Source organism: Emticicia fontis (assembly GCF_054779675.1).
The window spans coordinates 143,146-168,541 of the sequence record NZ_BAAGXU010000012.1; the positions used below are offsets into that span (position 1 = coordinate 143,146).

The 25,396-nt window shown below is 38.2% G+C and carries 13 protein-coding genes; 2 read left to right on the plus strand and 11 right to left on the minus strand.

Annotated elements, in window-relative coordinates; translation table 11 throughout:
- Nucleotides 1-101 precede the first annotated feature (101 nt).
- On the plus strand, nt 102-2,153 hold the full coding sequence (locus tag ACYVFA_RS07930) for a tetratricopeptide repeat protein (RefSeq protein ID WP_460471277.1): 2,052 nt from the start codon (nt 102-104) through the stop codon (nt 2,151-2,153).
- Nucleotides 2,154-2,159: 6 nt separating this feature from the next.
- Here the strand turns inward: ACYVFA_RS07930 and ACYVFA_RS07935 are convergent, their stop codons facing one another.
- From ACYVFA_RS07935 to ACYVFA_RS07955, 5 genes are all read right to left on the minus strand, one after another.
- A complete protein-coding gene (locus ACYVFA_RS07935; protein ID WP_460471278.1) occupies nt 2,160-2,987 on the minus strand; it encodes a Rossmann-fold NAD(P)-binding domain-containing protein in 828 nt (275 codons plus the stop codon).
- Between the two features lie 81 nt (nt 2,988-3,068).
- The gene (locus ACYVFA_RS07940; protein ID WP_460471279.1) at nt 3,069-4,574 is read right to left on the minus strand and encodes a lipopolysaccharide biosynthesis protein; all 1,506 of its coding nucleotides are present in this window, start codon (nt 4,572-4,574) and stop codon (nt 3,069-3,071) included.
- 29 nt (nt 4,575-4,603) lie between these two features.
- On the minus strand, nt 4,604-7,798 hold the full coding sequence (locus ACYVFA_RS07945) for a VCBS repeat-containing protein (protein ID WP_460471280.1): 3,195 nt from the start codon (nt 7,796-7,798) through the stop codon (nt 4,604-4,606).
- Between the two features lie 293 nt (nt 7,799-8,091).
- A complete protein-coding gene (locus ACYVFA_RS07950; protein ID WP_460471281.1) occupies nt 8,092-8,967 on the minus strand; it encodes a pirin family protein in 876 nt (291 codons plus the stop codon).
- 12 nt (nt 8,968-8,979) lie between these two features.
- Entirely contained in the window at nt 8,980-9,372 is a 393-nt protein-coding gene (locus tag ACYVFA_RS07955) for a DoxX family protein (protein WP_460471282.1), read from the minus strand.
- Between the two features lie 94 nt (nt 9,373-9,466).
- Between ACYVFA_RS07955 and ACYVFA_RS07960 the strand changes: the two genes are divergently transcribed.
- Complete coding sequence (locus ACYVFA_RS07960; RefSeq protein ID WP_460471283.1) at nt 9,467-9,805, plus strand: winged helix-turn-helix transcriptional regulator; 339 nt, start codon at nt 9,467-9,469, stop codon at nt 9,803-9,805.
- Nucleotides 9,806-9,870: 65 nt separating this feature from the next.
- Here the strand turns inward: ACYVFA_RS07960 and ACYVFA_RS07965 are convergent, their stop codons facing one another.
- The 6 genes from ACYVFA_RS07965 to ACYVFA_RS07990 all read right to left on the minus strand — a co-directional run bounded on the left by ACYVFA_RS07965 (nt 9,871) and on the right by ACYVFA_RS07990 (nt 25,019).
- Complete coding sequence (locus ACYVFA_RS07965; protein ID WP_460471284.1) at nt 9,871-10,938, minus strand: DUF4249 domain-containing protein; 1,068 nt, start codon at nt 10,936-10,938, stop codon at nt 9,871-9,873.
- On the minus strand, nt 10,938-13,451 hold the full coding sequence (locus tag ACYVFA_RS07970) for a TonB-dependent receptor (RefSeq protein WP_460471285.1): 2,514 nt from the start codon (nt 13,449-13,451) through the stop codon (nt 10,938-10,940). The genes ACYVFA_RS07965 and ACYVFA_RS07970 overlap by 1 nt, the downstream gene beginning before the upstream one ends.
- Before the next feature lie 271 nt (nt 13,452-13,722).
- Nucleotides 13,723-17,052: a VCBS repeat-containing protein gene (locus ACYVFA_RS07975; RefSeq protein WP_460471286.1), complete on the minus strand. Its 3,330-nt coding sequence runs from the start codon at nt 17,050-17,052 to the stop codon at nt 13,723-13,725.
- The gene (locus ACYVFA_RS07980) at nt 17,049-20,396 is read right to left on the minus strand and encodes a VCBS repeat-containing protein (protein ID WP_460471287.1); all 3,348 of its coding nucleotides are present in this window, start codon (nt 20,394-20,396) and stop codon (nt 17,049-17,051) included. Before ACYVFA_RS07980 ends, ACYVFA_RS07975 begins: the two co-directional genes overlap by 4 nt.
- A gap of 92 nt (nt 20,397-20,488) precedes the next feature.
- Nucleotides 20,489-21,970, minus strand: coding sequence for a RagB/SusD family nutrient uptake outer membrane protein (locus ACYVFA_RS07985; RefSeq protein ID WP_460471288.1), 1,482 nt, complete (start codon nt 21,968-21,970; stop codon nt 20,489-20,491).
- A gap of 40 nt (nt 21,971-22,010) precedes the next feature.
- The gene (locus tag ACYVFA_RS07990; RefSeq protein ID WP_460471289.1) at nt 22,011-25,019 is read right to left on the minus strand and encodes a SusC/RagA family TonB-linked outer membrane protein; all 3,009 of its coding nucleotides are present in this window, start codon (nt 25,017-25,019) and stop codon (nt 22,011-22,013) included.
- Nucleotides 25,020-25,396 lie beyond the last annotated feature (377 nt).

The window sequence follows — 25,396 nt, forward strand, 5'->3', positions numbered from 1 at the left end:
CAAGCAGAAGCGGACGAATGGAAAATAAGTGACATAAAAGTGCGAACTATTGCTTTGGCAAGATAATTGAAATATTTTTGTAGACCCGACCAATTTATCAAATGGCAAAACAGAAATCTCAACCTAAACAAGGGACTAAAAAAGAGGTAGTACAAACAACATCGGCTTCTCCTAAAGTTGTAGCTGTCCCAACCAATAGTTTTTCGATTGATGAAAAATGGATTCCCGCAATTCTAAGTATTCTGGTCTTTATCAGTTATATTCCTGTCTGGCAAAACAGTTTTGTATGGGACGATAAACCCTACATTACTATAAATGATTTAGTGAAAAACTTTGATATAAAGGGTATTTTTAGTGAATACGTAGTAGGTAACTATCATCCACTTACGGTACTGAGTCTGGCGATTGAGTATGCACTTGTAAAAGAACAAACCTGGTTATATCATTTAGACAATATCATTCTGCACATAATAAATAGCTGGCTGGTTTTCAGAGTTATTCAGAAATTGAATGGTAATTTTCTGGTATCTTTTGTTACAGCTATTTTATTTGCTATTCATCCATTACACGTTGAGTCGGTAGCATGGGCAGCAGAGCGGAAAGACGTATTGTATACTTTGTTGCTATTGCTTTCATTGTGGTATTATATCCGTTTTGACGAGACCAATAACAAGGCCCTATACTGGGTTTCGATTCTCTTATTTATTGCGTCCTGTCTTTCAAAAGGGATGGCAGTAGTTTTACCAGCCATTTTGATTATTACCGATTATTGTTTTTTGAAGAAGCCTTTAGGCTTTAAAATATTCCTTAATAAAATCCCTTATTTTATTATTACCATATTTTTTGCTTATCTGGCTACTCATGCACAAATAGATGCAGGAGCCGATGCTTCAAGCGTAATCGGAAATGCGTATACTGCAGGAGAAAGAGTTTTGTTGACTGCCTATGCCTTTTGTTTTTATTGGGTAAAAACAATTCTGCCATATAATCTTTATCCATTTTATCCTTATCCAAATAAAGCCACCGGAAATATTCCTGCTATTTATTCATTGGCTCTTTTGGGAGTACTTCTCATCAGTGGCGCTATTATATGGTTCGGGCGAAAAGACAAGCGAATCTGGTGGGCAGGAGCTTTTTTCCTGATTGCAATCTCTACTGTTTTACAGATTTTACCTGTAGGTAGTGCTCTGGTAGCTGATCGTTATTATTATTTATCATCTGTTGGCCCCTTATTTCTGATTGGGCTATTAGTAAATAAAATTTATGTAAAATCTAAAGGTATTTTAGCCGGCTTTATACTTATGGCATTAGTATTATGTGGGATGACTTTTGTGCAGACAGGCAAATGGAAAAATGAATTAGTATTGTTTACGGATGCTGATAAGGCTTTCCCGAATGATGCTATGATTCTGAGTAATATAGGTTGGTACTATTTAAATAATAAAGAATTTCCAACAGCGAAGTCGTATCTGAAACGAGCCGATGATGGAGGTTTTAAAAATGCAGATGTGTGCCGCACGATAGGGTCTATGTTTTTAGATGAAGGAGATAACGCAACTGCCTTAACATATTTCCAGAGAGCAACTCAATACTTACCGAAATCTAATCGTACTAACTGGCTTCTTGCTACAGTTTATTATCGGATGGGCGATTATAAGAATGCTAACTATTATTTTCAGGTGACACTTGAAAACGAACCTGATAATGCTGAATACTGGACATCTTATGGTTTATCTTTGATAGGAAGTGAAAATTATGATGAAGCCAGAAAAGTCTTCAAAAAATCAATGTCCTTAAAACCTGATTATTGGGATGCCTACTTGAATCATGCTTATTCTTATCGGAAACAAGGAAATTATGATCAGGAAATTAAGGAGCTAAAAGAGTTGATTGAGAAAGCGCCACAGTATGGGCCTGCGTATAAAAATCTCGGCGTAACTTATGTAGACTTAAAGCAAGATGATAACGCAGTAGAATACTGGAGAAGAGCAACCGTTAGAGATTCAACCGGTGATTTTGAATACAATATTGGAATTAACTACGCTAGTAGAAATGATATTGAAACAGCTAAGCAGTGGTATATTAAATCAGCTAAAAAAGGCAACGCAAATGCCAGAAATATCTTAAAAAATAATGGAGTAAATAATTATTGATACTATTTACTCAGGAAGCTGATAGAAATAATCCAACGGATTTTTGAATATAAAATGATAATCAGATTTCTCTGACCATTTATTTCCATTGATGATTTTATATGGGTGCGGCTTAGGTGATTCGACAAACTCGGGCATTTCAAAGCCTAGTTCTTCGCAATTCCGGGCATATATTTCTTTTCTTATGGGGTGTATAGGAGAGACAATATTAAAGGTATCACCCCAGATGTCTTTCTCGATAACCGTTTCAATGATTCGGATAACATCGTCTCTATGGATGTAATTCACGGGAATATCTCCGGTAGTCAAACCTTTCCATCCCGCAAAATATTTGGCTGGGATACGTTCATAACCCATGAGTCCTGCCGAACGTAAGATAGTCACTTCATTAGAAAAATCCTTGAGGAGATTTTCAGCTTTCACCATCGTTGGGCTGGCCGATGCTTCTGGAGTCAACACATCATCTTCTACAACCTCACGATTAAGTTCCGGATAAACCGAAGTAGAGCTGATATAAATAATCTTTCTGATAGGAGAGTTTTCCACAGACTTAAGCAGGTTCGCCATCTGCTCTACATGTGCGTCTGTCTTTTGTATACTTATTTTGGGTGGAATATTGATGATTAGAATCTCACTATCAAGAAAGTTATCCACATATTCACATTCCAGTTGTGGATTAAGTTTGAGCAGATATGGCTCAATGCCGTTTTCTTCTAAAATTTCTAATTTATCAGTATGAGTAGTGCTGCCTTTTACAAGATAGTTTTTTTCGGATAGATACTTTCCTAAAGGTAAGCCTAGCCAACCGCAGCCTATGATGCTTATTGTTTTCATGTCATTACTGTTATTAACCTTATACACTTAAACCTATCCAAAAATAAATATGCCACGACCATATAATGCCACGCGCATCTGTCAAACACGAAAATACTTACTAAGCCCCAGGCTTTTGCGCTCTACAAATACAATGACGAATAAGAATAAAAGGCTTAATATGAGATGAAACGGAATAGAATAATAAGGATTCTCTATTTTAATTTGCCAGGATGCCAGAATCAGGATACCAGCGCCAATGAGGTAGATAACGATACTCGTTATTTCGTAGGGAATCGGATAATATTTCTGGCCAAACCAATAGCACAGCACCATCATCACAAAAGAAGCGATAGCAAAGGTTAAAGCACAACCCACATAACCCATTTGTGGAATCAGGATAAGGTTTAAGACAACCGAGATAAACATCCCGATAAATGTCAGGATTGTGCCGAAATGCGTTCTATCGCTTAACTTAAACCAGATAGACATATTCTGATATACCCCAATAAAGAGATTAGCCAATAGGAGGATAGGCACCACTTCAAGACCAAAACGATAACTTTTACCTAATATCAGGCTAATTAAATCTATATTCAGACTCACACCTACCCAGATAAGAATACAGGCAATAGTAAACCACTTGGTAGCGAGGGCAATCATTGAAGGGGAATTTTTATCTTCGGCTTTAGAGAAGAAAAATGGGTCGGCGGCATAGCGGTAGGCTTGCACCACCAGAAGCATAAAAATAGATAATTTATAGACATTGGCATAAATACTGAAAGCAGCGTCGGTAGTTAAGCCTTCGTAAAAACCCTCAGGTAAAATATCCCGAAACATAATGCGGTCGGCTAACTGATTGGTAGCCCCCGCGAGACCCATAATTAAAAGGGGATAAGCATAGATGAAAACAGGCTTGAACTTTTTGAAATCGAATGTGAACCTGAAATTGATAAATTCTTTCCACAAAAGAAGTAAAGTAAGCAGACTGGCAATGAAGTTTGCCCAAACAATATAGTCAGGTCCTATTTTAGGATTATAGAAAAACGCTGCAAAAGGCTTCCAGTCAGGCAGTATGACACCCTCATAAATGTATTTACAGAACATCAGATAAAAGACATTCAGACCAATATTGACAAAAATATTGATAAGACGAATGGCAACGAATTTTTTAGCCCGATTCTCAGCTCTTAATTTAACAAAGGCAATGGCTGCTATAGCATCAGTAGCCAGAATGATGGCAAACCATACGACCAATCTTTCTTTGCCCGGAAATTTCATGGCATTGATAATTGGCGTGGCAGCAAAATAGATAATACCCGAAAAAATGATGCTGGTAAGAATGATATAAGATAAAATCAGATTAAAGTATTCTTCCCGGTTTTCTTTCTTGCTGGCATATCGGAAGAAAGCTGTTTCCATACCATAGGTATAGATGATATTGAGCAGAACAGCGTAGATATATAACTGATTGTTGTCGGCAAGTAATTGTTGTTTCTCAAAAACACGGGTGTGTATGGCTACTAAAAGCCAGTTCAGAAATCTGCCAACAATGCTGCTGATACCATAAAGGGCTGTATCGCTCGCTAATTTTTTTACTACGCTCATGCTTTAATTCAGGGGAGGTGCGGTGCTACTCAAAATCCGATTACTTGAACCTTATCGTTATTTTTTGCCAAAATTAACATATTTTTCTTAGCTCCCTTTACTATTTTCATTCGGCGTACTTGTCCGGTGCTGAAAAAGCCTGTATTCCCTGATTTCAACACTTCAAATTTCCCTTGTCCTTTGCCATGTAAAACCAGCCCATGATTGCTATCATATCGCCCAATCTCAGGTAATACATCAAAAAAATTTCCGGCCAGAATTATGTCCATTTTATTATCATGATCGTAATCACAGGTTTCGATCCCATAAATCGGAGAGAATTGTACTTCAATAGGTAGGGGAATAATGCTAAAATTACCTTTGCCATCGTTGATAAAGAAAGAAGTTTGCGGATTAACTACCGATTTCTCAATCATCCCTTCCTTTTGCGCGCTGGTAAATATTTCATCAACCGATTTATTTGCATAATCTTTATGATACACAAAACGCTCTTTGATGGACGGAATGACCTTTTGTAAGTCCGGTTTTTGCATAAGAGGCACCAATTTGCCATTATTGTATACACAGATCAATTGCTCTACTAAGCCATTTTTATCAAAATCATTTACACAGAGCATGGCAGGTTGGTCTTTTGAGGCAACTAATTTAGAGTTAAGGCCTAAATTTCCTACAATTAAATCCTCATCACCATCATTATCTATATCAGCTACTTTGATTGTATTCCACCAGCCTGCTGAATCAGGTATAGGCATTGGCTTGATAGAAATTTTTCCTTGCTGATTCTTAAGAATGGTTACAGGCATCCAATCACCTGCCAATACCAAATCAGGCCAGCCATCTTTATCAATGTCAGCCCATGAGGCATCGGTTAGCATGCCGAGTTCTCCTAAACTCTCAGCAGTAAATTTACCTTTACCGTCGTTCCTTAAAATATAGCTTTTAGGGTTTCGTCCATATTGTGCGTTTATCATCCGTGAACCTATAAATAGGTCTTCATCACCATCTTTGTCAAAATCTCCTGCTATCACACAAGAATTATTCTCATAAAGAGGCGGTAAAATACCTGAAGAAAAATTGCCTTTGCCATCGTTGATATATAAATAGTCGACAAGAGATGGGTTATCTTTCGGGAATTCGTTACCACCAGTAGCAATATATAAATCTAAATCCTTGTCTCCATCTGCATCAAAGAAAGTAGCAGCTACTTCATCCGCATGTAAATTGATACTGAAAATACTTTGTATGGATACTTGAAAATCCCCTGCACGAGTCTGTAAAAATAATTGCCCAGTAGAATTAAGAGCAGCACCTAAATAAACATCTTCTAGACCATCACCATTCACATCACCTATGGCTAAGGCAGGGCCTTCCCTTGAGAGCATTTGCTTAAGCGTAGCATCTCTGTTATAATCAACAAAGCTGTTTTCAAGATGAGTAAAATCCAGTCCTGATTGTGCACTTATATCGGTAAAATACTTATTTGCTAATTGGGGTTTGGTTAGATAGGTATGAGTAGCATTTTTTTGTTCCAATAACAAATCTGAATCAGCTTTTGGATTTTTAATCGTTTGCTTTGTATCATTCTGCCAGATAACTGTCACAGAATCAATGCCTGGATTATTGCCTAAACCAAAAACCAGAATATGATCGCTTGAAGATTGAAAGCCATGATTAGGCATCGATTGTAAAAACTGTGTTTTGCCTTGTTGATATACATATACTTTTGCCCCAATACCAAAAGTATTTTTATTGGCTCCTTTCAGGTTTACTCGCAAAAAATGCTTTTTTAGTTTTTCTGAGGAGTTGTTGCGATAGACAGATAGAGGCATATTATTGTTATTGACAATCAGATCAAGGTCTCCGTCATTGTCAAGGTCTCCGTAGGCCGAACCATTTGAGAACCCGGGCTCACCCAGGCCCCAATCTGTTGCTTTATTTTCAAATTTCAGATTTCCCTGATTATGAAAAGCATAATTGGCAATGGGCTGAGAGGGCATTTTCTCTACCATTTTATTGATGTTGAGTTTGCCATTAGGGTCAAGCATCTGAGGGACTGTATTCTTATCTGCCAGGAAGCTGATAAAGTCCTGATCGGTGAGGTCGTGTATAATACCATTGGCTACGAAGATGTCTTTCATGCCGTCGTTATCCATATCAAAAATCAAGGCACCCCAGCTCCAATCAGTGGCATAAATGCCCGAAAGTGCTGCTATTTCGCTGAAAACAGGTACACCATCACGGTTATCACCATTATTGAGTTGGAGGGTGTTTCGGGTATATTGATGGTAGAAATCTCTTTGTACTTTGATTTGCTCTAGCTCATAGGTTTCAAAACTTGAAGTAGTTTTCAGACGATAATCATCATTAGGCAGCATATCAGTCACAAAAATATCAGGCTGACCATCATTATTAATATCACCAATATCAGCACCCATCGAATTAAGGCTGGTGTGCCCCATTGATTCTTCTACTACTTCTTTGAAAGTCCCGTTTTTCTGATTGATATATAGATAGTCCCGTTCGTAAAAATCATTGGAGATATAAATATCCAGCCAGTTATCATTATTTACGTCTCCAACGGTTATACCTAATCCAAAGCCGATTAAACTGCCATAAATACCTGCTTCCTGACTTACATCAGTAAATTTATTATTATCATTTCTGAATAGTTTATGACCACCAAATGGATCTCGCTGATTACGAAGATTTTGGTATTGCAATTTATTAACCTGTATAAAGCTATTATTGAGCAGATACATATCAAGGTCACCATCGCGGTCATAGTCAAAAAAAGCAGCGTGTGTAGAATATCCTCCATCAAATAGACCATATTCAAAGGCCATTTCCTTAAACGACGGAATACCATTCCGTCCAACGCCCTGATTTATAAACAGCTCATTGCCACGTGTATCATTTCTCAATTCACCTGAATTACACACATATATATCAAGTAAGCCGTCGCCATTCACATCGGCAAATGTCACCCCTGTACTCCATGCTTTCGTTCCACCAACACCAGCCTGTTTGGTAATATCTTTAAACTGAAAAGAAGCCCCATCTTTTTTGCCTTTATTCAGATATAGCTTATTTTCACCCTGATTGGCAGTCAAATAAATGTCTGCAAAACCGTCATTATTAACATCGCCAATAGCTACGCCCGCACCGTTATAGAAATTACGGTAATTGATAATATTCATTTCGGGCGTGTCTTCAATCTTATTCATGAAGTCAATACCCGTTTGGGATGTATCAAGAGATTCAAATAAATAATCTTGTGAACTTTCCCGGCACGAAAGCAACACAGTCAGAGGTAAACAATAAAGCAGCGATTTTATCATCAGAGAAATATAAACCTGTAAAAATAACAATAGAAATCGATTTCTATTGTATAGAAGTCAGGTCGTTTAGCTTGGTTCTCTATTTTTGATAAAGATTGAAGAAGTAATTGAAGTATAAAATTCGGAAAAGGTTTAAATAAAATCAGAGTGACTGAGAAGCCACTCTGATTTTGCGATGATTAAATGAGTTCACCAACCTTTCGGTGCCATGTTTTACTGCTTTCAGGCAGATTATTCAGATGAGGCATCTCACCTGCATTGTATTCGTTGTAGAGGCGTATAATGTCCCTGTTGATATCTCCAATAAAAGGGCCATAGCTGACAATAGGCGCATTGTGCGGTTTTCCTGCATACAGCACAAATCTGGCACCCTGTTCACCTGCTATAAAACTTATTTCACTTTCGCCTGACTTATCAGTTTTGTTTAACCAAGCTATTTGCCCCTTTGAAACTTTAGTTGTTCCTATCGAAACTTCTCCATCTAATACATAAATAAATCCATTATAGATGGCAGGAATTTCCTGATTTACCTCAGCGCTTCGCTCCAAATTAAAATGTACCAATGTAAATGGGGTATGGTTTTGCATGGGTGCTTGCAGATGATTGCTACTACCACTATAAACCCTGATTTCGGCCTGTGCTGTTTTAAGAGTAGGTACATCTTCCAACAAAATCTGTTGCCATGAAGGTTCTACCCATCGTTTTTCAGGAGGTAAAGCCAGCCATAACTGCAAAATATGCATCTGGGTTTTAGTAGCTATCTCTTCAGTATGAATAATGCCTTTGCCGGCAGTCATTAATTCCATGCTACCAGTATGCCAATCTTTATTATCACCTTGTAAGACCAGTGTCACGGTTTCAAAACCTGCATGTGGGTGTGGGCCTCCGACAGGTTTACCACCGGGTAAATTCAGCGCATCGTCCATCAATATAATAAAAGGGTCAGTATTGATAAAATCTTTCCCGTCAATTAAAGCTTTGGCTGTATGGCCTTCACCCAAAAAGCCCTGATGAGCCTGAGGGGTGATGATATGGTTTATGGTTCTTTGTTCCATTGTCGTAACATTTTATTGTTGTTTAATTAATTTTTGTGCAGCCGGAAATAATTGCTGCACTATTGTCGGATAACGTAATACAAAAGCTATCCAAACCAGTACTTGTACAGCAACAGCCATAAAAACGGGCTGATTATGCTGTAGATGTGTAGCGATTGCACCACCCATATAGGCAATCAAAAGTAATGAACCCAGTATGCCCGTGCGAGGAATCAGGAATAAACCAAGCGCTACTAATTCTATAACACCAATCATACGATAGACGCTTCCAGTAAAACCCATAGAGGTTGCCTGTGCTACAGCTATTTCGTTTTGTGAAAGCTTTAAATACGCACTAAATGCGAAAAGTAATCCTAGTATAATGCTTAATACCCAACCTGCAATTTTGTTTATTTTCTTTGACATTGTTTTTTAATTTAATTACCATGCAAATTTCTGAAATATATGCTATACTTTTGTTATCTGTTACAAAAAGGATAGCGATTACAAAAAGGATACTATGGTGCATACAGATGAATCTTGTAGAAAAGCAAGGCTAGCCGTGAGAGATACATTAGATGTAGTAGGCGGCAAATGGAAACTGGTATTGCTCACGATATTAAGACGTGGGAAGAGAAGATTTCGGGAACTGTCGAGAGAGGCGGATATTTCACCAAGAATCTTATCAAAGGAGTTGCAGGAGATGGAAATGAATGGGCTTGTGAGCCGTACGGTTCTCGATACGAAACCTATAACAGTTGAATATGCCCTGACACCTTATAGCGAAACACTTGATGAGGTGTTAAATGCAATGGAAAAATGGGGGCAACACCACAGGCAAAAAATAATGTCTGCCTGATTTCAGGAGATTAATGTTTTAATAGATAAGCACCACCTATTAATGAGAAAATGTGGTGCTTATGATTACTGAACCAAAGGGGGCAGATTCCGACCTATATTGTATTCTACAAATCCGGCAGTTGTGCAATCCCAAAGCCTTAGTTTTGTGTAACGGTAATCGAATATGCCAATATCTAATACCATCTTTTCATAAGCATCGGGCGGCACATTGTTAAACCGGTCTATAACCAGGCGTTGTTTGGTTAAACCACCTACTACAAATGCACCCAATATTTCCTGCCTCGGGTCTGACGTGCATTTCAGGTTACCTACTACTTGCGCAGGTATTTTATCAAAAATTCCTCCTCCTACAGTGCGTTGGTCTTCCAGCCTTTGCCAATAGTTGTAGATCGTTTTTGAGACAGAATAAATATCTAACTGGATTATCCAGTCTGTATAATCTTTATAATCAATACTGCCTACAGGAACCGGGATATTCCGGCCATTGACCAGAAAATCTTTCACCAGAATAGGCTGACTATTGAATGGTGCCCGCCAGCACTTAGTGAAACAGTCTGGTGTTGGGGCTGGCGGCGGTGGAGGTTCAGGACAAGTAGTAATAAACTGAATAAAATCCTGCCGCTTAATAAAGTAATAATCTTCTGTTGCTGCTGGATCCTTTATCTCGGCCGATACGTTAAACTTCATATCAAGGGCTTTTTCGGCATTCACGAAAGCATAATCAAATTTGTTGAATACAGGAGGTGCTTTCAGTTCAATTAAATCAGATTCAATTTCTTTCCCATCGCTGGTTATGATTTTTAACTGATATTTCTGCCCTGTTATTCCTTTAAATAGAGGTGATGCCTCGTAATACCCGTCTTGTATTTCTGTCATTTCATAGACATTGCCCGAACCGCCTACAATTTTTACCTGTGCTTTTGTTACGGGTTTTCCCATATATTCTGAGGCATCGTAAGGGTCATAAGCAGTAGCTCTGTTTATTCGTACATGATATGGCCCTGTCAGATTATTTACTTCTCCATATACCACAATGGCGTTAGTTTGATTGCTGGCTTCAAAATCTTTCAGTTCAGTTTCGCAGGAGGTGAGCCAGCCTATCAACAATAAAAATAGAAGTATCTTTTTCATCAGAATTTGAAGTTATAAGTAATTGATGGAATAGCAGCGCCCAGGACCGAAAGCTTATAGGTTTTAGCTTGTGTACGTAAACCGGTAGCAGATTTGAAATAGATAGAATAAGCATTCTGACGAGCCAGAATATTATAGATAGAGAAATTCCAGCTACCCTGCCATTTTTTCTGCTCTTTGGCATCAACAGTAATCCCCAGGTCTAAACGCATATAATCAGGAATCCGCTCCGCGTTTCGTAGTGTAAAACTTGGGGTAGAATATCCATCTAATAATTGATAAATAGTACCAAGGTTCAATTGCTCATACACAGATCCATTATAGACATAAGTACTTATATTATACCCATTTCGCGGAGTCAGCCCTGCTTTTACCATATAATCATATACATCGCTGAAAGCTGTAATTTTATACCTGCCATTGGGGTAAGTAATAGGTCGCCCGGTATTATAAGTAAAGTTGGCATTGAATGTCATACGCTTTGTCCATCGGTTATTGAGCACCAGTTTGAAATTATGGGGAGAATCAAAGTTGGCAGGAAATCTTAAACCAAAATTAGCTGATAATTGGTTCTCAGTGGCCTGAATCTGACGGAAGGTTCTGGAATAAGTATAAGAAAACCAGCCTGTCAGCTTTTTACCCCGCGCTTTTTTTAGGAAAAATTCTGCCCCATAAGCGAAGCCCTTACCTACTAATAATTGGGTTTCGATAGCAGGATTCAGATAAAGTGCTGCTCCATCAATATAATCTACTACATTCTGAAGATTTTTGTAATAGACTTCAAGAGAGGCTTCATATACATTGCTTTCCCGCCCTACAAAATTCTTGAAAAATCCTATTGAATATTGGTCAGCTATTTGTTGAGGTATCTGCGGATTACTGTTTTTCCAGACGTCGGCAGGAGAAATAGCCATCGTATTAGAAATCAGGTGCATGAATTGCTGCATCCGGTTATATCCCAGTTTGATTGAGAAATTAGAGTCTAGCTTAAACGCCACAGATAGGCGTGGTTCAAAACCTCCATACGATTGCACAACCGAACCCTTGCGATAATTTAGCGTATCTCTGATAGTCTCCACTTCACGGGGTACTCCTGACTGATAATCATAAAATTTGCCTGGGCCTAGTAGCTGATAATAGGCATACCGCAGTCCATAATCTAAACTAATGGCTTTACCTAAACTAATGTTATGCCCAACATATGCCGCCATTTCTCTTGACTGCTGAACTGGCATAGCAAAATTGTTGACGATAGATTCTGAAGAAGTTGGGAAAAGACTTCCGGCATCGTTGGTATAATGGCTGAACTCCAAGCCAAAATCTAATCTGCTTTTGTTGGATAGCTCATAGCTTAAATCTTCTCTGATAGATTTCTGAACAATCGATGGTTCCCATTTGTATTGGTAAGGAACACTTAGTCCTTCAATCCCATATTGATACTTGCTTAAAAAAGCCGTGAAATTATGCGCCAGTTTTCCATGAATTAAGGCATTATGTTTGAAACTGATATTGCTAGTTTTCCAGAAATACATCGTGTCTTGTGCAAACTTAAAAGCATCATTACTTGAATAGGCTGAGAGAGAAATGCGTTGATTCTGCCCGAATTTATGGGTGATTTTTACATTGAAATCATAAAAATTGGCCTTACTTTGTTTGAGTGCTTCATTCGGAAAATAGCGCAAATAGAAATCAGATAATGAACCTCTGGCCGCAGCAATAATAGAGGTTTTGCCTTTGCACAAAGGCCCTTCAACCAATATCCTGCTGGAAATAGGACCAACACCTCCCTGCAAACTCCATTTGTCGAAATCTCCTTCTTTCAGCCTTACATCTAAAACCGACGAAGCCCTGCCGCCATACATTGAGGGGATGCCGCTTTTATATAAACTAATATCCTGCACCATATCGGCATTAAAAGCTGTAAAGAAACCAAATAGGTGGGAGGTATTAAATAGCGGAATACCATCCAATAAAACCAGATTCTGGTCAACATTGCCTCCTCTGACATTGAAGCCTGAAGCGCCTTCACCCACTGTTGAAACACCCGGTAAAAGCATAATACTCCTGATGACATCCGCTTCGCCCATTAGGTTAGGAAGTTTTTTTAGCGTTTTGCCTGATAATTTTTCGACACCCATGATTGTGCGATTGACATTCGCATCAGCTTTTTCGGCTGTAATGACTACCTCATCCAACAGGCGTTCGATTTTTTCCAGACTTACCTCAATATTTACATTCTGGTCTAAAACTATTCTATCGGTTTTTATCTTATATCCCAGCATTCTGACGGTTATCTGATAGGCTTTGGGTGGAAGATATAAACCGAAATAACCTAAAGAATCGGTCTGAACGCCGATAGTCATCCCCGAAAATAGAATACTTGCGTTTTCAAGCGGTAGATTTGTTCCTGCTTCTTTAATTGTGCCCGAAAACAAAAAGTTTTTCTTCTGAGCAACCACATTGATATGGATTAAAAAAAACAGTGTGAAAAGAAAATAGAGTTGTTTATTCATTCATAGTTTGGTTAAGTATCTCTTAATTATAAGTAGAAACGTGTCTGGTTTGGCTAGAATAAATAATAGGAGATTTGGGATTTAAAATCATTATAAAACTGGTCACATAGCGTCTAAATCTATGACGGGTTTTATGGCCTTTTAGTTGGATAAAAGGTTCGCTGATTCTGACAAATTAATTGTTTGCCAGTAAGTAAATGATGAATAAGTATTTAGCGGGGCTGGCAAGCCAACCCCACCAGATTTTAATAGCGAGTGTTTGACTAATGTCTTATTTCAATTTCTTGAATACCTGCATTTGATCGTTGTTTCGCAATACAAAATATAATTGTTCTTTAGGAGTATGGATAACTTTTATGTCGCGCACATCACCCTCTTGCAAGAAACCCGTGTTGGTTGGCACCAATGCTTTGAAATCTCCTTTACCATTACCTTTCAGAATCAACCCATAAGAGGCATCATAACGAGCCTGATACATATTCGCTCCGTAAAAATTACCACCTATTAACACATCTAAATTACCATCATTATCAACATCTTCAGTGCGGAGTATCATAATTTTTGATACTTGTGCAAGGCTTGGCAGAGGTCGCAACTTAAAAGTTTTATTGCCGAGGTTTTCAATATAAACTGACTCAAAAGTGTTTACTAATTTCTCTTCCGAGTCATCTAATTCTTTTGAGCTGAATACCTGCTCAATAGTTTTACCAGAAAAGTCTTTATAATCGACATACTTCTTGTTAATGATACTCGAAATCTGCTTGCCCATTTCATCTTTACCATTCACCGGATACCATTTATCACTTCTGCTATACGCCAGGATATGGTCAAGAGCATCATTTTTATCAAAGTCCTTCGTAAACATTTTCAATTGACCACCCTCGTGTTTTCTGAATTTGGTGTTGGTGCCCAAATTACCTACCAAAAAATCAATATCACCATCCTTATCAAAATCTCCGGCAGTAATACTACTCCAAAAGCCAGTAAATTTGCTTAGTTGATTATCAACCTGTTTGAATTTACCCTGATTGTTTTCAAAGGTTTTAATTGGCATCCAATCACCTGTTATGGTTAGGTCAAGGTCACCATCTTTATCTATATCAGCCCATACAGCATCTGTAACCATTCCTGCCTGACGTATCTCAGGTGCAATATTTATAGTTGCGTCGGTGAATTTTCCTTTGCCATTATTGATTAATAAGTAGGAGTTGGGTGATCTACCATATTGATAAGCCACTACACGCCCACCCACAAACAAATCGAGGTCGCCATCTTTATCAAAATCACAGGCGCGAACGCACGATTTATTATCAAACATCTTGGGTAATGCATCTGTAGATTTAGTAAAATTTCCTTTTCCGTCATTGAGATATAGTCGGTCGAGTTGTTCTATCATCTCACCATAAAACTCATTTCCTCCTGTTACTACATATAAATCCAGGTCTTTATCTCCATCAGCATCGAAGAACAGAGCATCTACGTCTTCCAATAGAGAATCAGCTTCAAAAGCAGTTTGTTTACTTCTGGTAAATCCATTTCCTTTTTGCAGATATAACTCTCCTGCCTGATATTTGGCACCACCCACATAGAAGTCTTCTAAACCATCGCCATTTATATCTCCGACTGCCATTTTTGGCCCTTCAGTAGAGATTTTAAACGGAATCAATAATTCTCGGGTAAAGTCGAAATACACGTTTTCTTTGTGCACAAAAGGAATATTTTCAGCAGTGGTGATATTCTCAAACATTGGCTTTTGAATCATTTCGAATGGATAGCTACTACCATCTAGCTTGGCATTATTCTGGTCTAAAATATGAGTTTTGTTAATAGCAGGGTCAGAAATTACCTCCATTTTCTGGTTTTCCCAAATCACTATCAGCGAATCTATTTTTGGCGTTTTTCCGATACCAAAAATCAAAGAAGGCTCAACAGAACTCATAAAGCCGCGGGTCGGCATCAATTGTTGTAATTGCTCGCCTTCACTTGTTTTCAGAATCACCTTTGCACCTATACCAAAGGTATTTTTATCGATACCTTTCAGTTTTAGCTTGATATAATTATTGCCTATTTTTTCACGACTCTGGTTCAGATAAATTCCAGCAGCTTCGTTCAGATTGTTGGTAATCAAATCTAAGTCTCCGTCATTATCTAAATCGGCATAAGTACTCCCATTAGAAACATTTGCTTCTTCAAAACCCCAGTCAATAGATTTATCCTGGAATTGTAATTCTTTTGTGCCTTTATAGAGATAATTATGCCATTTGCCACTGGGCATCATATCAATAGCTTTTTTATCAAGCTCATGAGAGGTCGGAAGATTATAATGAAGCGAATCGTTGGCGATGAACTTGAGATAGTCTAAATCATTTGGCCTTCTCAGAATACCATTGGTAATAAAAATATCTTTGATACCATCCCCATCATAATCGGCCATTAAAGGGCTCCAGCTCCAGTCTGTTGCCGCTACACCTGCCATCGGGGCGATATCACTGAATCTTTTACCACTCATGCTCAATTGCAGGCAGTTGCGGCTATATTGGTTGAAATAACCAAATTGCAGTTTATAGAGATAAATATCCAGCGGATCTTCTCCAACAGATGATTTTTCTACTTTTTCATCTTCAGGATACATATCCAGTGTCATAATATCCTGGAAGCCATCATTATTAATATCGGCCACGTCAGAGCCCATTGAGAAACGGCTCAGGTGCGTAAAATGATCTTTAATTGCTTCTTTAAATGTACCGTTCTTCTGATTGATATAGTAATAGTCGTCCTCGTGGAAATCATTGCTTACATAAATATCTAACCAACCATCATTATCAATATCAGCTACCGAAATACCCAAACCATAACCCATTGCTGCCTGATAGATTCCGGCTTCCTTACTTATGTCCGTAAATTTGCCATTATCGTTGCGGTAAAGATAATCGCCCGCTTCATTGTCTTTCAGCATACGGGTATTCACGCGGTCGTAAGAACGGGTATTATGCACAGCATGATTGAGCAGATAACAATCCAGATCTCCATCTTTATCATAATCAAAAAAAGCAGCCTGCGTAGAGAAACCTGTGAAGTCTAAGCCATATTCATTGGCTTTTTCTGTAAAAGTCAGGTCTCCGTTGTTGATATATAATTCGTTAGACCCTTCTAAACCTTTATAATTGGCAACGGCACAGACATAAATATCCAATAATCCGTCTCCATTTACATCGGCCATTGTTACACCAGTTTTCCAGTCAGAGAAACCACCAATTCCGGCTTTGTCTGAAATATCTTCAAACTCAACAGGACTATCTTTGGTTTTGCCTTTGTTTAAATAGAGTTTGCTCTTGCCCTGATTCGATACAAAAAACAAATCGGTTAAGCCATCATTATTAATATCGCCTGCCGCTACACCTCCACCATTATAGAAGTACAGATAGTCTAAGATATTAAAATCTTCTGTTTCGGTGATATTGTTAGCAAACCCAATCTTACTTTGGGTAGATGATAGTTTGTCGAAAAGTTTTATACCATCATTTTTTTTTGATTTGTTACATGAACTAAAACCTACGACTAATAAACTGATTATACTTACAAACTTTACTATTGACTTCATTTTTTACTGCTTTTAAAACTGAATATCTGCGCTTTATCATTATTTTTGGCCAGCACGAGCATTTCTTCAGTTGTATTAGGGTTGTGTATCATTGTTTTTACTTTATACATTTTTCGTACCTGTCCCAGAGTTTTAAATCCGGAGTTATCAGGTGTAATCGCTTCAAATTCTCCTTTGTCTTTTCCTTGTAGCAATAAGCCATAATTGGCATCAAAACGACCCCATTCCGGCAATACGTCAAAAAAGTTTCCGGCTAATACGATATCTAATATTCCATCATTATTAAAATCACCTGTTTCGATGGCATAAATAGGAGACAGTTGCGCTTGCATGGGTAGGGCTTTCAGCGAGAAATGACCTTTACCATCATTTATTAAAAACGAAGTATAGGTATTGATAATTTTTTTGCGCACACAATCTTTCATCTGCTCGGGTGTAAATATATCCTCAATGCTTTTATTTGCGTAGTCAGCATATTTGATAAACTTCTTTTTGATGATAGGTAAGGCTCTTTGCAATTCACCTTTCAATACCATCGGATAAGTTTTCCCGTCCTCCGTTACACATGAAATTATCTGTTCGGTAGTACCATTTTTATCAAAATCATTTACATCCAGATAAGCCGGGTATTCAACAGTGGCTTTTAGCTTGGTATTTTCTCCCAGATTGCCTACAATAAAGTCTACATCTCCATCTCCATCAATATCAGCTGGTTTCAGGCAATTCCACATTCCTTCTGAGTCTTTGATGGTTTCTTTCAGTGTAAGAGTACGGCCTCTTTCATTTTTAAATATTACGATGCCTCCCCAATCTTGTGTTACTACCAAATCTACAAAACCATCTTTGTCAATATCTACCCACTCTGCATCTGTTACCATGCCTAGTTCATTGATTTGTGGTATATAGCGTTTTGATATATTTTTGAATCCTCCGGTTCCGTCATTAATATATAAATTGCTAGGAGGATTTATACCATATTTACCCGGAATCATGCGTGATCCTACGAATAAATCAAGGTCTCCATCTTTATCAAAATCAGCCGCAGCTACACATGATCCATTTTCATTAATGGGAGGGAAGCGTAAATCCCGTTTGAAATTTCCCTTGCCATCGTTCATATATAGCACGTCATGTAGTTCGGGTGCATTGGGTTCAAATTCATTGCTACCCGTTACTACAAACAAATCCAGATCTCCATCTTTATCTGCATCAAAAAATAAAGCGTCTACATTTTCAGTGGTTCCATCAAAAGCGAAATCAGGCTGATTGGATTCTACGAATTTGCCATTCTTTTGTTGAATGTACAGTTGCTTGGCTTGCCCTGTGGCTCCACCAAAATAAATATCATCCAGGCCATCTCCGTTTACATCACCTACTGCCAGAGCCGGACCCTGGGTAGAGTATTCCTGTTTCAATAGCACATCACGGTTATAATCTACGAAATTGCTCTCTTTATGAGTATAGTCAAGCGTACTATTAGTAATATCAGTAAATAATAATTGTTTGACAGATTGAGAGATTTTAAAAACCTGATTTGCATTTTTATAATCGAGAGTCAGACTTAAATCAGCTTTTGGATTTTTAAGCACCTCCATTTTATCATCAGGCCATACAATTTTCAGTGAGTCAAGAGTACCGTTCTGTCCTAAGCCAAATACCATTTGGTGGTCGCTTGATGATTGAAAGCCCCTGTTAGGCATTTGTTGTAATACCTTTTTATTCCCTTGCTGATAAATCGTAATTGTAGCACCAATTCCGTTGAGATTTTTAGCTGTACCTTTCAGCTGTACTCTTAAAAAATGATTTTTATTGATTTCATTGGTTTTGTTTTTATAGACCGAGAGCGGAGCATTTATATTATTTACTACTAAATCTAAGTCGCCATCGTTGTCTAAATCTCCATAAGCTGCCCCATTAGAAAAACCTGGTCCTTCTAATCCCCAAGATTTAACAGTATTTGTAAATTGCAGATTACCATTGTTTTTATAAGCATAATTAGGAATAGGAACAGATGAGATTTTATCTGTAAATTCTTTATAATCGAATTTTTTGCCTTCCAGCATCTGTTGCATGGTATTTCGGTCTCCAAGAAACTCTACGAAATCCTGATCGGTTAAATCTTTTGCTACCCCATTGGCAACAAAAATATCTTTCAGCCCATCATTATCCATGTCAAAAATCAGGGCTCCCCAGCTCCAGTCAGTAGCGTGCACACCTGATAATTCACCAATTTCACTAAATGTACCATCACCATTATTGAGATGTAGCATATTACGCATATACTGATGCCAGAAACCACGTTCCTTTTTCATCTCTGATAGATTGTAACTTTCAAAAACACTGGTAGTCTTTAAGCGTCTATCATCTGCGGGCAGCATATCTGTTACGAAAATATCCAGATTGCCATCGTTATTTATATCTGCCATATCAGCACCCATTGAACTAAGACTGATATGTTGCATTTCTTTTTCTAAATCTTCTTTAAATGTACCGTCTTTCTGATTAATATAAAGGTAATCACGCTCGTAGAAATCATTAGAAATGTAAATATCCATCCAATTATCATTATTAACATCTCCAATAGTGATTCCTAACCCGAAACCAATCAAACTTCCGTAAATACCTGCTTGCTCGCTAACATCGGTAAATCTCAAACTTCCTTGCTCGCTATCGTTTCTGAATAATTTATGCCCTCCAAGTCTATCACGTTCATTTCGGAGATTAAGATAACCTAACCTGTCAATTGGTGTAAAGCTATTATTCAGTAAATACATATCTAAATCACCATCACGGTCATAATCAAAAAATGCAGCGTGTGTAGAGAACCCCCCATCTTCCAGACCTACTTCTTTAGCCATTTCCTTAAACGATGGGATACCATTCTGGCCAACACCCTGATTCAAATATAGCTGATTTCCCCGCTGATCCTGACTACCTGAATTACACACATAAATATCCAATAGGCCGTCACCATTCACATCAGCAAACGTAACACCCGTCGACCAGAATTTTTTACCCACAATACCCGCTTTGATTGATACATCTTCAAACTGAAAAGATTTACCTTCTTTTACACCTTTGTTGAGGTATAGTTTATTGTCTTCAAAATTGGAAGTAACAAAAATATCGGCAAATCCATCGTTGTTTACATCTCCAATTGCTACGCCCCCGCCATTGTAAAAATTGCGATAGTTAAAAATATTGAATTCTTTCTTTTCTAAACTTCTGTTTACAAAGTCAATACCTGTTTCAGAAGCCGGGAGGGATTCAAACAGGGTATCTTCTTTTTTGCTGCAGGAGGTTAGGAAGAAAGAATAAAAAATTAAAAAAAGTATTTTTTTCATTGGTATAGGTTAAATGCCAGCAGCTTGGTCTGCCGGCTGTAAAATAAAAAGGCAGACCACACCTGATCTGCCTTTTTGTAACTCATATAAGATTAATACCCAGGATTTTGTTTCAATAATGGGTTTGCATCAATACGAGGTTGAGGAATCGGGAACAATTCTTTGTTTTTATCCAGATTCTTCATGAATTTTCTTTCTTTAGAGAAAGTGCCAAAACGAATCATATCGTTGCGTCTCCAGCCTTCCCAAGCAAACTCACGGCCTCTTTCTGCTAAGATGTCAGCTTCAGTTAAGGCAGTCAAAGGAGCAATGCCTGATCTTGTTCTGATAGTATTTACCCCTGCCAAAGCCTCTGTAGTTTTACCTAGTCTGAAGCCTGCTTCTGCTTTCATAAGGATTGCATCTGCCAAACGGAATACTACTAAGTCGTTGCTTTGATCGCCATTAGGGTTATTTACCTGAATCTCATATTTTTGAGAACGGGCACCTGCTACCTGGAATTCAGGATCAGCATCAGTCATTTGATCTTTGTTGAAATCAATGATAAACGCCAAAGGCTGTTGTTTTGCATCTAACAACGGCGTACCATCAGCTGCATATTGTTGACCTGTCAACCACATTTTGCTACGTGCATCTTTAGAATCGAAAGAGTTATAAAACTCAGCCAAAGTACAGAAACCATTCCACGGAGCATTACCTAAGTTATAAGTACGTTGGTTCGCATAGTGTAAAGTTCTCATCTGGAAGTTCATACCACCCGCTTTGAAGTTATCATAAGGAACAGCCCAGATATTCTCAGTTGAGCCTTGGTTCTGAACAGTGAAGTTGTCAAGCGTATTAGGAGTTAAAGCATAAGCATTAGGAGAAGAAACAACCTTACTGATTGTATCATAAGCTTTTTGCCATTCAGGAGTACCTTTATATACACCTGCATTCAGGTACAATTTTGCTAATAGCATATTAGCTACATCCTGATTCATACGACTATATACTTTACCTGTATTCAGGTTTGGAATAACAGCAGTTAATTCAGACTCAATGAAGGCATATACTTCTGCACGGGTTTTTGTTCCGGCAGCTGAAGTTGCATCTGTTACGATAGGTACATTACCAAATAAGTCGATTGCCATAAAATAATAGAAAGCACGGATAGCACGAAGCTCATCAACCGCTTTCGGATTATTTTTTACAACTACCATTAACTGGTTTACTTGTGAGATATTACCAAAGATAAAACCCCAAACACCATTAATTGGATTGTGTTGCGATGTCCATGTGTGGCGAGAATAAGCCAACCAGTCACCATTATCATACCAGTCACCACCACGGGTAGGTACAATCAGCTCATCAGTAGTAGCTTCACTTGGGTTAAACCAGTTATCTGTCATCCCTCTCAACCCACCATAAGCAGGTCCTAATACTGCCGCAATCTGAGCGTCAGTTTTAGGGAAATTACCGTCATCAATAATAGAGCCATAAACTGGCTCTGTCAGGTCAGTACATGACTGTAAGCTAAGCATACCGAGACTAAGCGCTGATACAGAAAGTACTTTTATAAGATTTTTTCTTTTCATTTTATTGATAGTTTTAATCAGTCTTTATATATACGATTGTTTAGAAAGAAAGGTTGATACCAGCAGTAAGACCACGTGTTTTGTAGTAAGTCTCACGAACGTCGATACCCGGAGCTCTTTGGTTGTCTCCGTCTACTTTCAAGGCCTGACTAATTTCAGGATCTACACCTGAGTATTTAGTGAACAACAACAAGTTGTTACCCGCAATGTAGATACGTGCTCTTTTCAATACGCCTAAGTTCGCAGGTAAAGTATAGCCTATTGAAGCATTGTTTACACGAAGGTAATTTCCTGATTCAACATAATAATCCATCGGGATTGTCTGGTTATCATTGATAGGCGAAGTTAAAGCTGATTTAAGGGCGTTAGATTCAGCAATACGACCGTCTTGTCTACCTAATAACAATTGGTTGGTATTCATGATTTTCGCACCCATATTACTTGTTAACTGGAACTGGAAGTCAAAGCTTTTGAATTTAAAGCTGTTTGTCAAGCCACCTACAAAGAATGGATTCGGATCTCCTAAATAATCTCTGTCTCCACCACTTTGTTCGATTTTACCATCACCGTTTACATCTTTGAATACGTATTTGCCATTTTCAATTTTATCAACTCTGGCTCCGTAGAACACACCTACCGGATAATTTGCTTGTAAAACTGAGAAGTTTACAGCAGAAGTACCTCTTAATGCGCTACCTAAGTTAGTAGTCAGGAATATCTGGTTTTGCGCCTGGAATAAATCACTTGATAAGCTAAGTACTTTATTTTTGTTAAATGAACCTGCGAAAGTCGAGCTCCATGTGAAATCTTTTGTGTCAAACCATTGGTAAGTTAAAGTGATTTCAGCCCCTCTGTTTTGTATACTGCCTACGTTAGCCAGAATAGTTGGAAACACGTAACCTTTTTCTTGCGGAGCATTTACTACATATAATAAGTCTTTAGTCTGGCGCGTATACCAGTCAATCGAACCTGTTAATCTTGATTTCCACAAAGCAAAGTCGATACCTGCGCCATAGTTTTCGTTAACTTCCCATTTCAGGTTCGGGTTCGGGTTACCCTGAATAGCATATGATGGTAAGAAATCATTAGTTGCTGCATCGTAGTAAGTACCACTTGTACCATAGAAACCTCTTGAACGTAAAGGTGAGATACCTTCAGAGTTACCGGTTCTACCCCAGCTTACACGAAGTTTCAAGTTATCAACCACAGGATTTCCTTTCAGGAATGGCTCTTCGCTCAAACTCCAGCCAACTGATACAGACGGGAAGAAACCCCATTTGTTATTGTCTCCGAATTTAGTCGAACCATCACGACGCATATTAACCGTAGCAAAATATTTGTTCATTAAGCTATATTGCACACGGCCTAAGAACGAAACTAATTTGTATTCGTTTTTATATGAACCTAAAAGGTTTGGGTTGCTTCTGATACCAAGACCAGCACCCAGGTTGTTAGGGCCGAAAACGTCTGTCAAAAAGTTATTATTCGAAGCACCAAAACCATCAGCCGTAACATCCTGATAAGTATAACCAGCTAATACAGTTAAGTTACTATTAGAAGTAATTGCTTTGGTATAGTTCAAAGTAGTTTCTAATTGTTTATCAACTACAGCGTCTAAAACTCTTGAAGCAGCATTACCACCTACGATACGAAGTAAGTTATCAGGTGTAGAGGCCGCATAATAGCTTGAGTTTTTGTTTTGCGTACGTAAGGTACCGCTTACATTGAAAAACAAGCCATCGATAATAGTATAACCTGCTTGCGCATTGAATAGAACATCTTGTAGTTTTTCTTTCTGAGAGATGCTATTAAGAACCGCCAATGGGTTAAAGTTTCCAAATGTACCAGGAAGCTGGAAATAAGTACCATTAGCGTTATAAAGTGGATCGGTAGGGCGCATATTCATAGCAAAACCGATAGCTCTGTCTTGTGATATATTAGCATCTGCCTGAGAAGCTGATACGTTGAATTTCATTAATAGTTTTCCACCAATACCCTTTGCATCCAAATTTAAACGACCATTCAAACGAGATTTGCCTGACCCAAGCAAAGTACCAATCTGATCAAGGTAACCCGCAGAAGCTCTATAAGAGAAGTTTTCAGAACCACCCGAAACCCCAATATTATGGTTTTGAGTCATTGCTGTACGAGTGATAGCTTTGATCCAGTCAGTATCTGCGCCACCATCATCAAATGTCTGGTTGTATTTTTTTGCAGCTTCTCTAAACTCAGATGCATTCAATAAATCAGGTCTTTGTGAGATTTTTTCCATACCCACATATCCGTTGTAATCAACAGTTGTCACACCTGCTTTACCTCTTTTGGTATTAATCAAAATTACACCATTCGCACCTCTCGAACCATAGATAGCAGCAGAAGAAGCATCTCTCAATACGTCCATTGTCAGGATATCTTCCGGAGCAACGTTTTCAATAGGTGCACCAATTACACCGTCAATTACATATAATGGCTCACTACCTGCACTCAATGAACCTGTACCACGTAAACGTACGACAGGGCGAGCGTTAGGGTCACCACTACTTTGTGTGATTACCAAACCTGCCACTTTACCTTGGGCCGCTGCCAATGGGTTAGTAACAACTCCAGGGTTAAAATCACGACTTCCAAGACTAGTTACAGTACCTGAAATCTCTTTTCTTTTCTGCGTACCATAGCCCACTACTACTACTTCTTCAAGGGCTTTGGTATCATCTAATAGGGTTACGTCAACAACAGTTTTGTTCCCAACAGCAACTTCTTTTGTTTCCATACCCACAAAACTGAATACTAAGGTTGCGTTTTTAGAAACGCCAGCTAATTTGTAAGTACCGTCTACGTTCGTTTGAGTACCTTTCGAAGTACCTTTTTCCTGCACAGTCACACCTGGTAAGCCAGTTCCGTCAGCACCTTTTACAGTACCAGTAATATCCTGTGCCATTACCGCAAATGTGAATGATGTGAGTAACAATGCAGCGAGAGTGAAAACAGAATTTTTCACACAAGCCAATAACCGCTCTGAGAAGCGGCCTACTTGGTAGGAATTCATCATAGGTTGTAATTAAAGTGAGTTAATAAATTTTCGTAAAAACTTGTCTATCAGAAGCTTGCCTTGTCAGAATCCGGTTCAGGTTATCCTTTACAATTGGAATATCTTGGGATTAGATAGAACATTACCCCTAATCAACTTCCAAAACTACAAAAAGAAATATTTAAAGTCCAAAAAAATATTTAAAATATTAGGAGATTTCGAAAAAAAAAATGATAAAAATTGCACAAAACACATATTTCGTTGTTTTTTAGGGATAATTCTCAAGCTTTTAATTAAGCTATGAGCGGATTAAATTTTTTTAATCCATAAAATCTATCGTTTTTAACTTTATAAAAAAATTGTCAATAGCCAAGAATGAGGTCTTGGTAGTAATGTTT

Excerpts from the sequence above, each read along its gene's own strand:
- ACYVFA_RS07950 (WP_460471281.1), bottom strand. The coding sequence starts at position 8,967 with ATGGAACAAAGAACCATAAACCATATCATCACCCCTCAGGCTCATCAG.
- ACYVFA_RS07985 (WP_460471288.1), bottom strand. The coding sequence starts at position 21,970 with ATGAAAAGAAAAAATCTTATAAAAGTACTTTCTGTATCAGCGCTTAGT.
- ACYVFA_RS07990 (WP_460471289.1), bottom strand. The coding sequence starts at position 25,019 with ATGATGAATTCCTACCAAGTAGGCCGCTTCTCAGAGCGGTTATTGGCT.
- ACYVFA_RS07980 (WP_460471287.1), bottom strand. The coding sequence starts at position 20,396 with ATGAAAAAAATACTTTTTTTAATTTTTTATTCTTTCTTCCTAACCTCC.
- ACYVFA_RS07945 (WP_460471280.1), bottom strand. The coding sequence starts at position 7,798 with ATGAATAAGATTGAAGACACGCCCGAAATGAATATTATCAATTACCGT.
- ACYVFA_RS07975 (WP_460471286.1), bottom strand. The coding sequence starts at position 17,052 with ATGAAGTCAATAGTAAAGTTTGTAAGTATAATCAGTTTATTAGTCGTA.
- ACYVFA_RS07965 (WP_460471284.1), bottom strand. The coding sequence starts at position 10,938 with ATGAAAAAGATACTTCTATTTTTATTGTTGATAGGCTGGCTCACCTCC.
- ACYVFA_RS07955 (WP_460471282.1), bottom strand. The coding sequence starts at position 9,372 with ATGTCAAAGAAAATAAACAAAATTGCAGGTTGGGTATTAAGCATTATA.
- ACYVFA_RS07970 (WP_460471285.1), bottom strand. The coding sequence starts at position 13,451 with ATGAATAAACAACTCTATTTTCTTTTCACACTGTTTTTTTTAATCCAT.
- ACYVFA_RS07930 (WP_460471277.1), top strand. The coding sequence starts at position 102 with ATGGCAAAACAGAAATCTCAACCTAAACAAGGGACTAAAAAAGAGGTA.
- ACYVFA_RS07960 (WP_460471283.1), top strand. The coding sequence starts at position 9,467 with ATGGTGCATACAGATGAATCTTGTAGAAAAGCAAGGCTAGCCGTGAGA.
- ACYVFA_RS07935 (WP_460471278.1), bottom strand. The coding sequence starts at position 2,987 with ATGAAAACAATAAGCATCATAGGCTGCGGTTGGCTAGGCTTACCTTTA.
- ACYVFA_RS07940 (WP_460471279.1), bottom strand. The coding sequence starts at position 4,574 with ATGAGCGTAGTAAAAAAATTAGCGAGCGATACAGCCCTTTATGGTATC.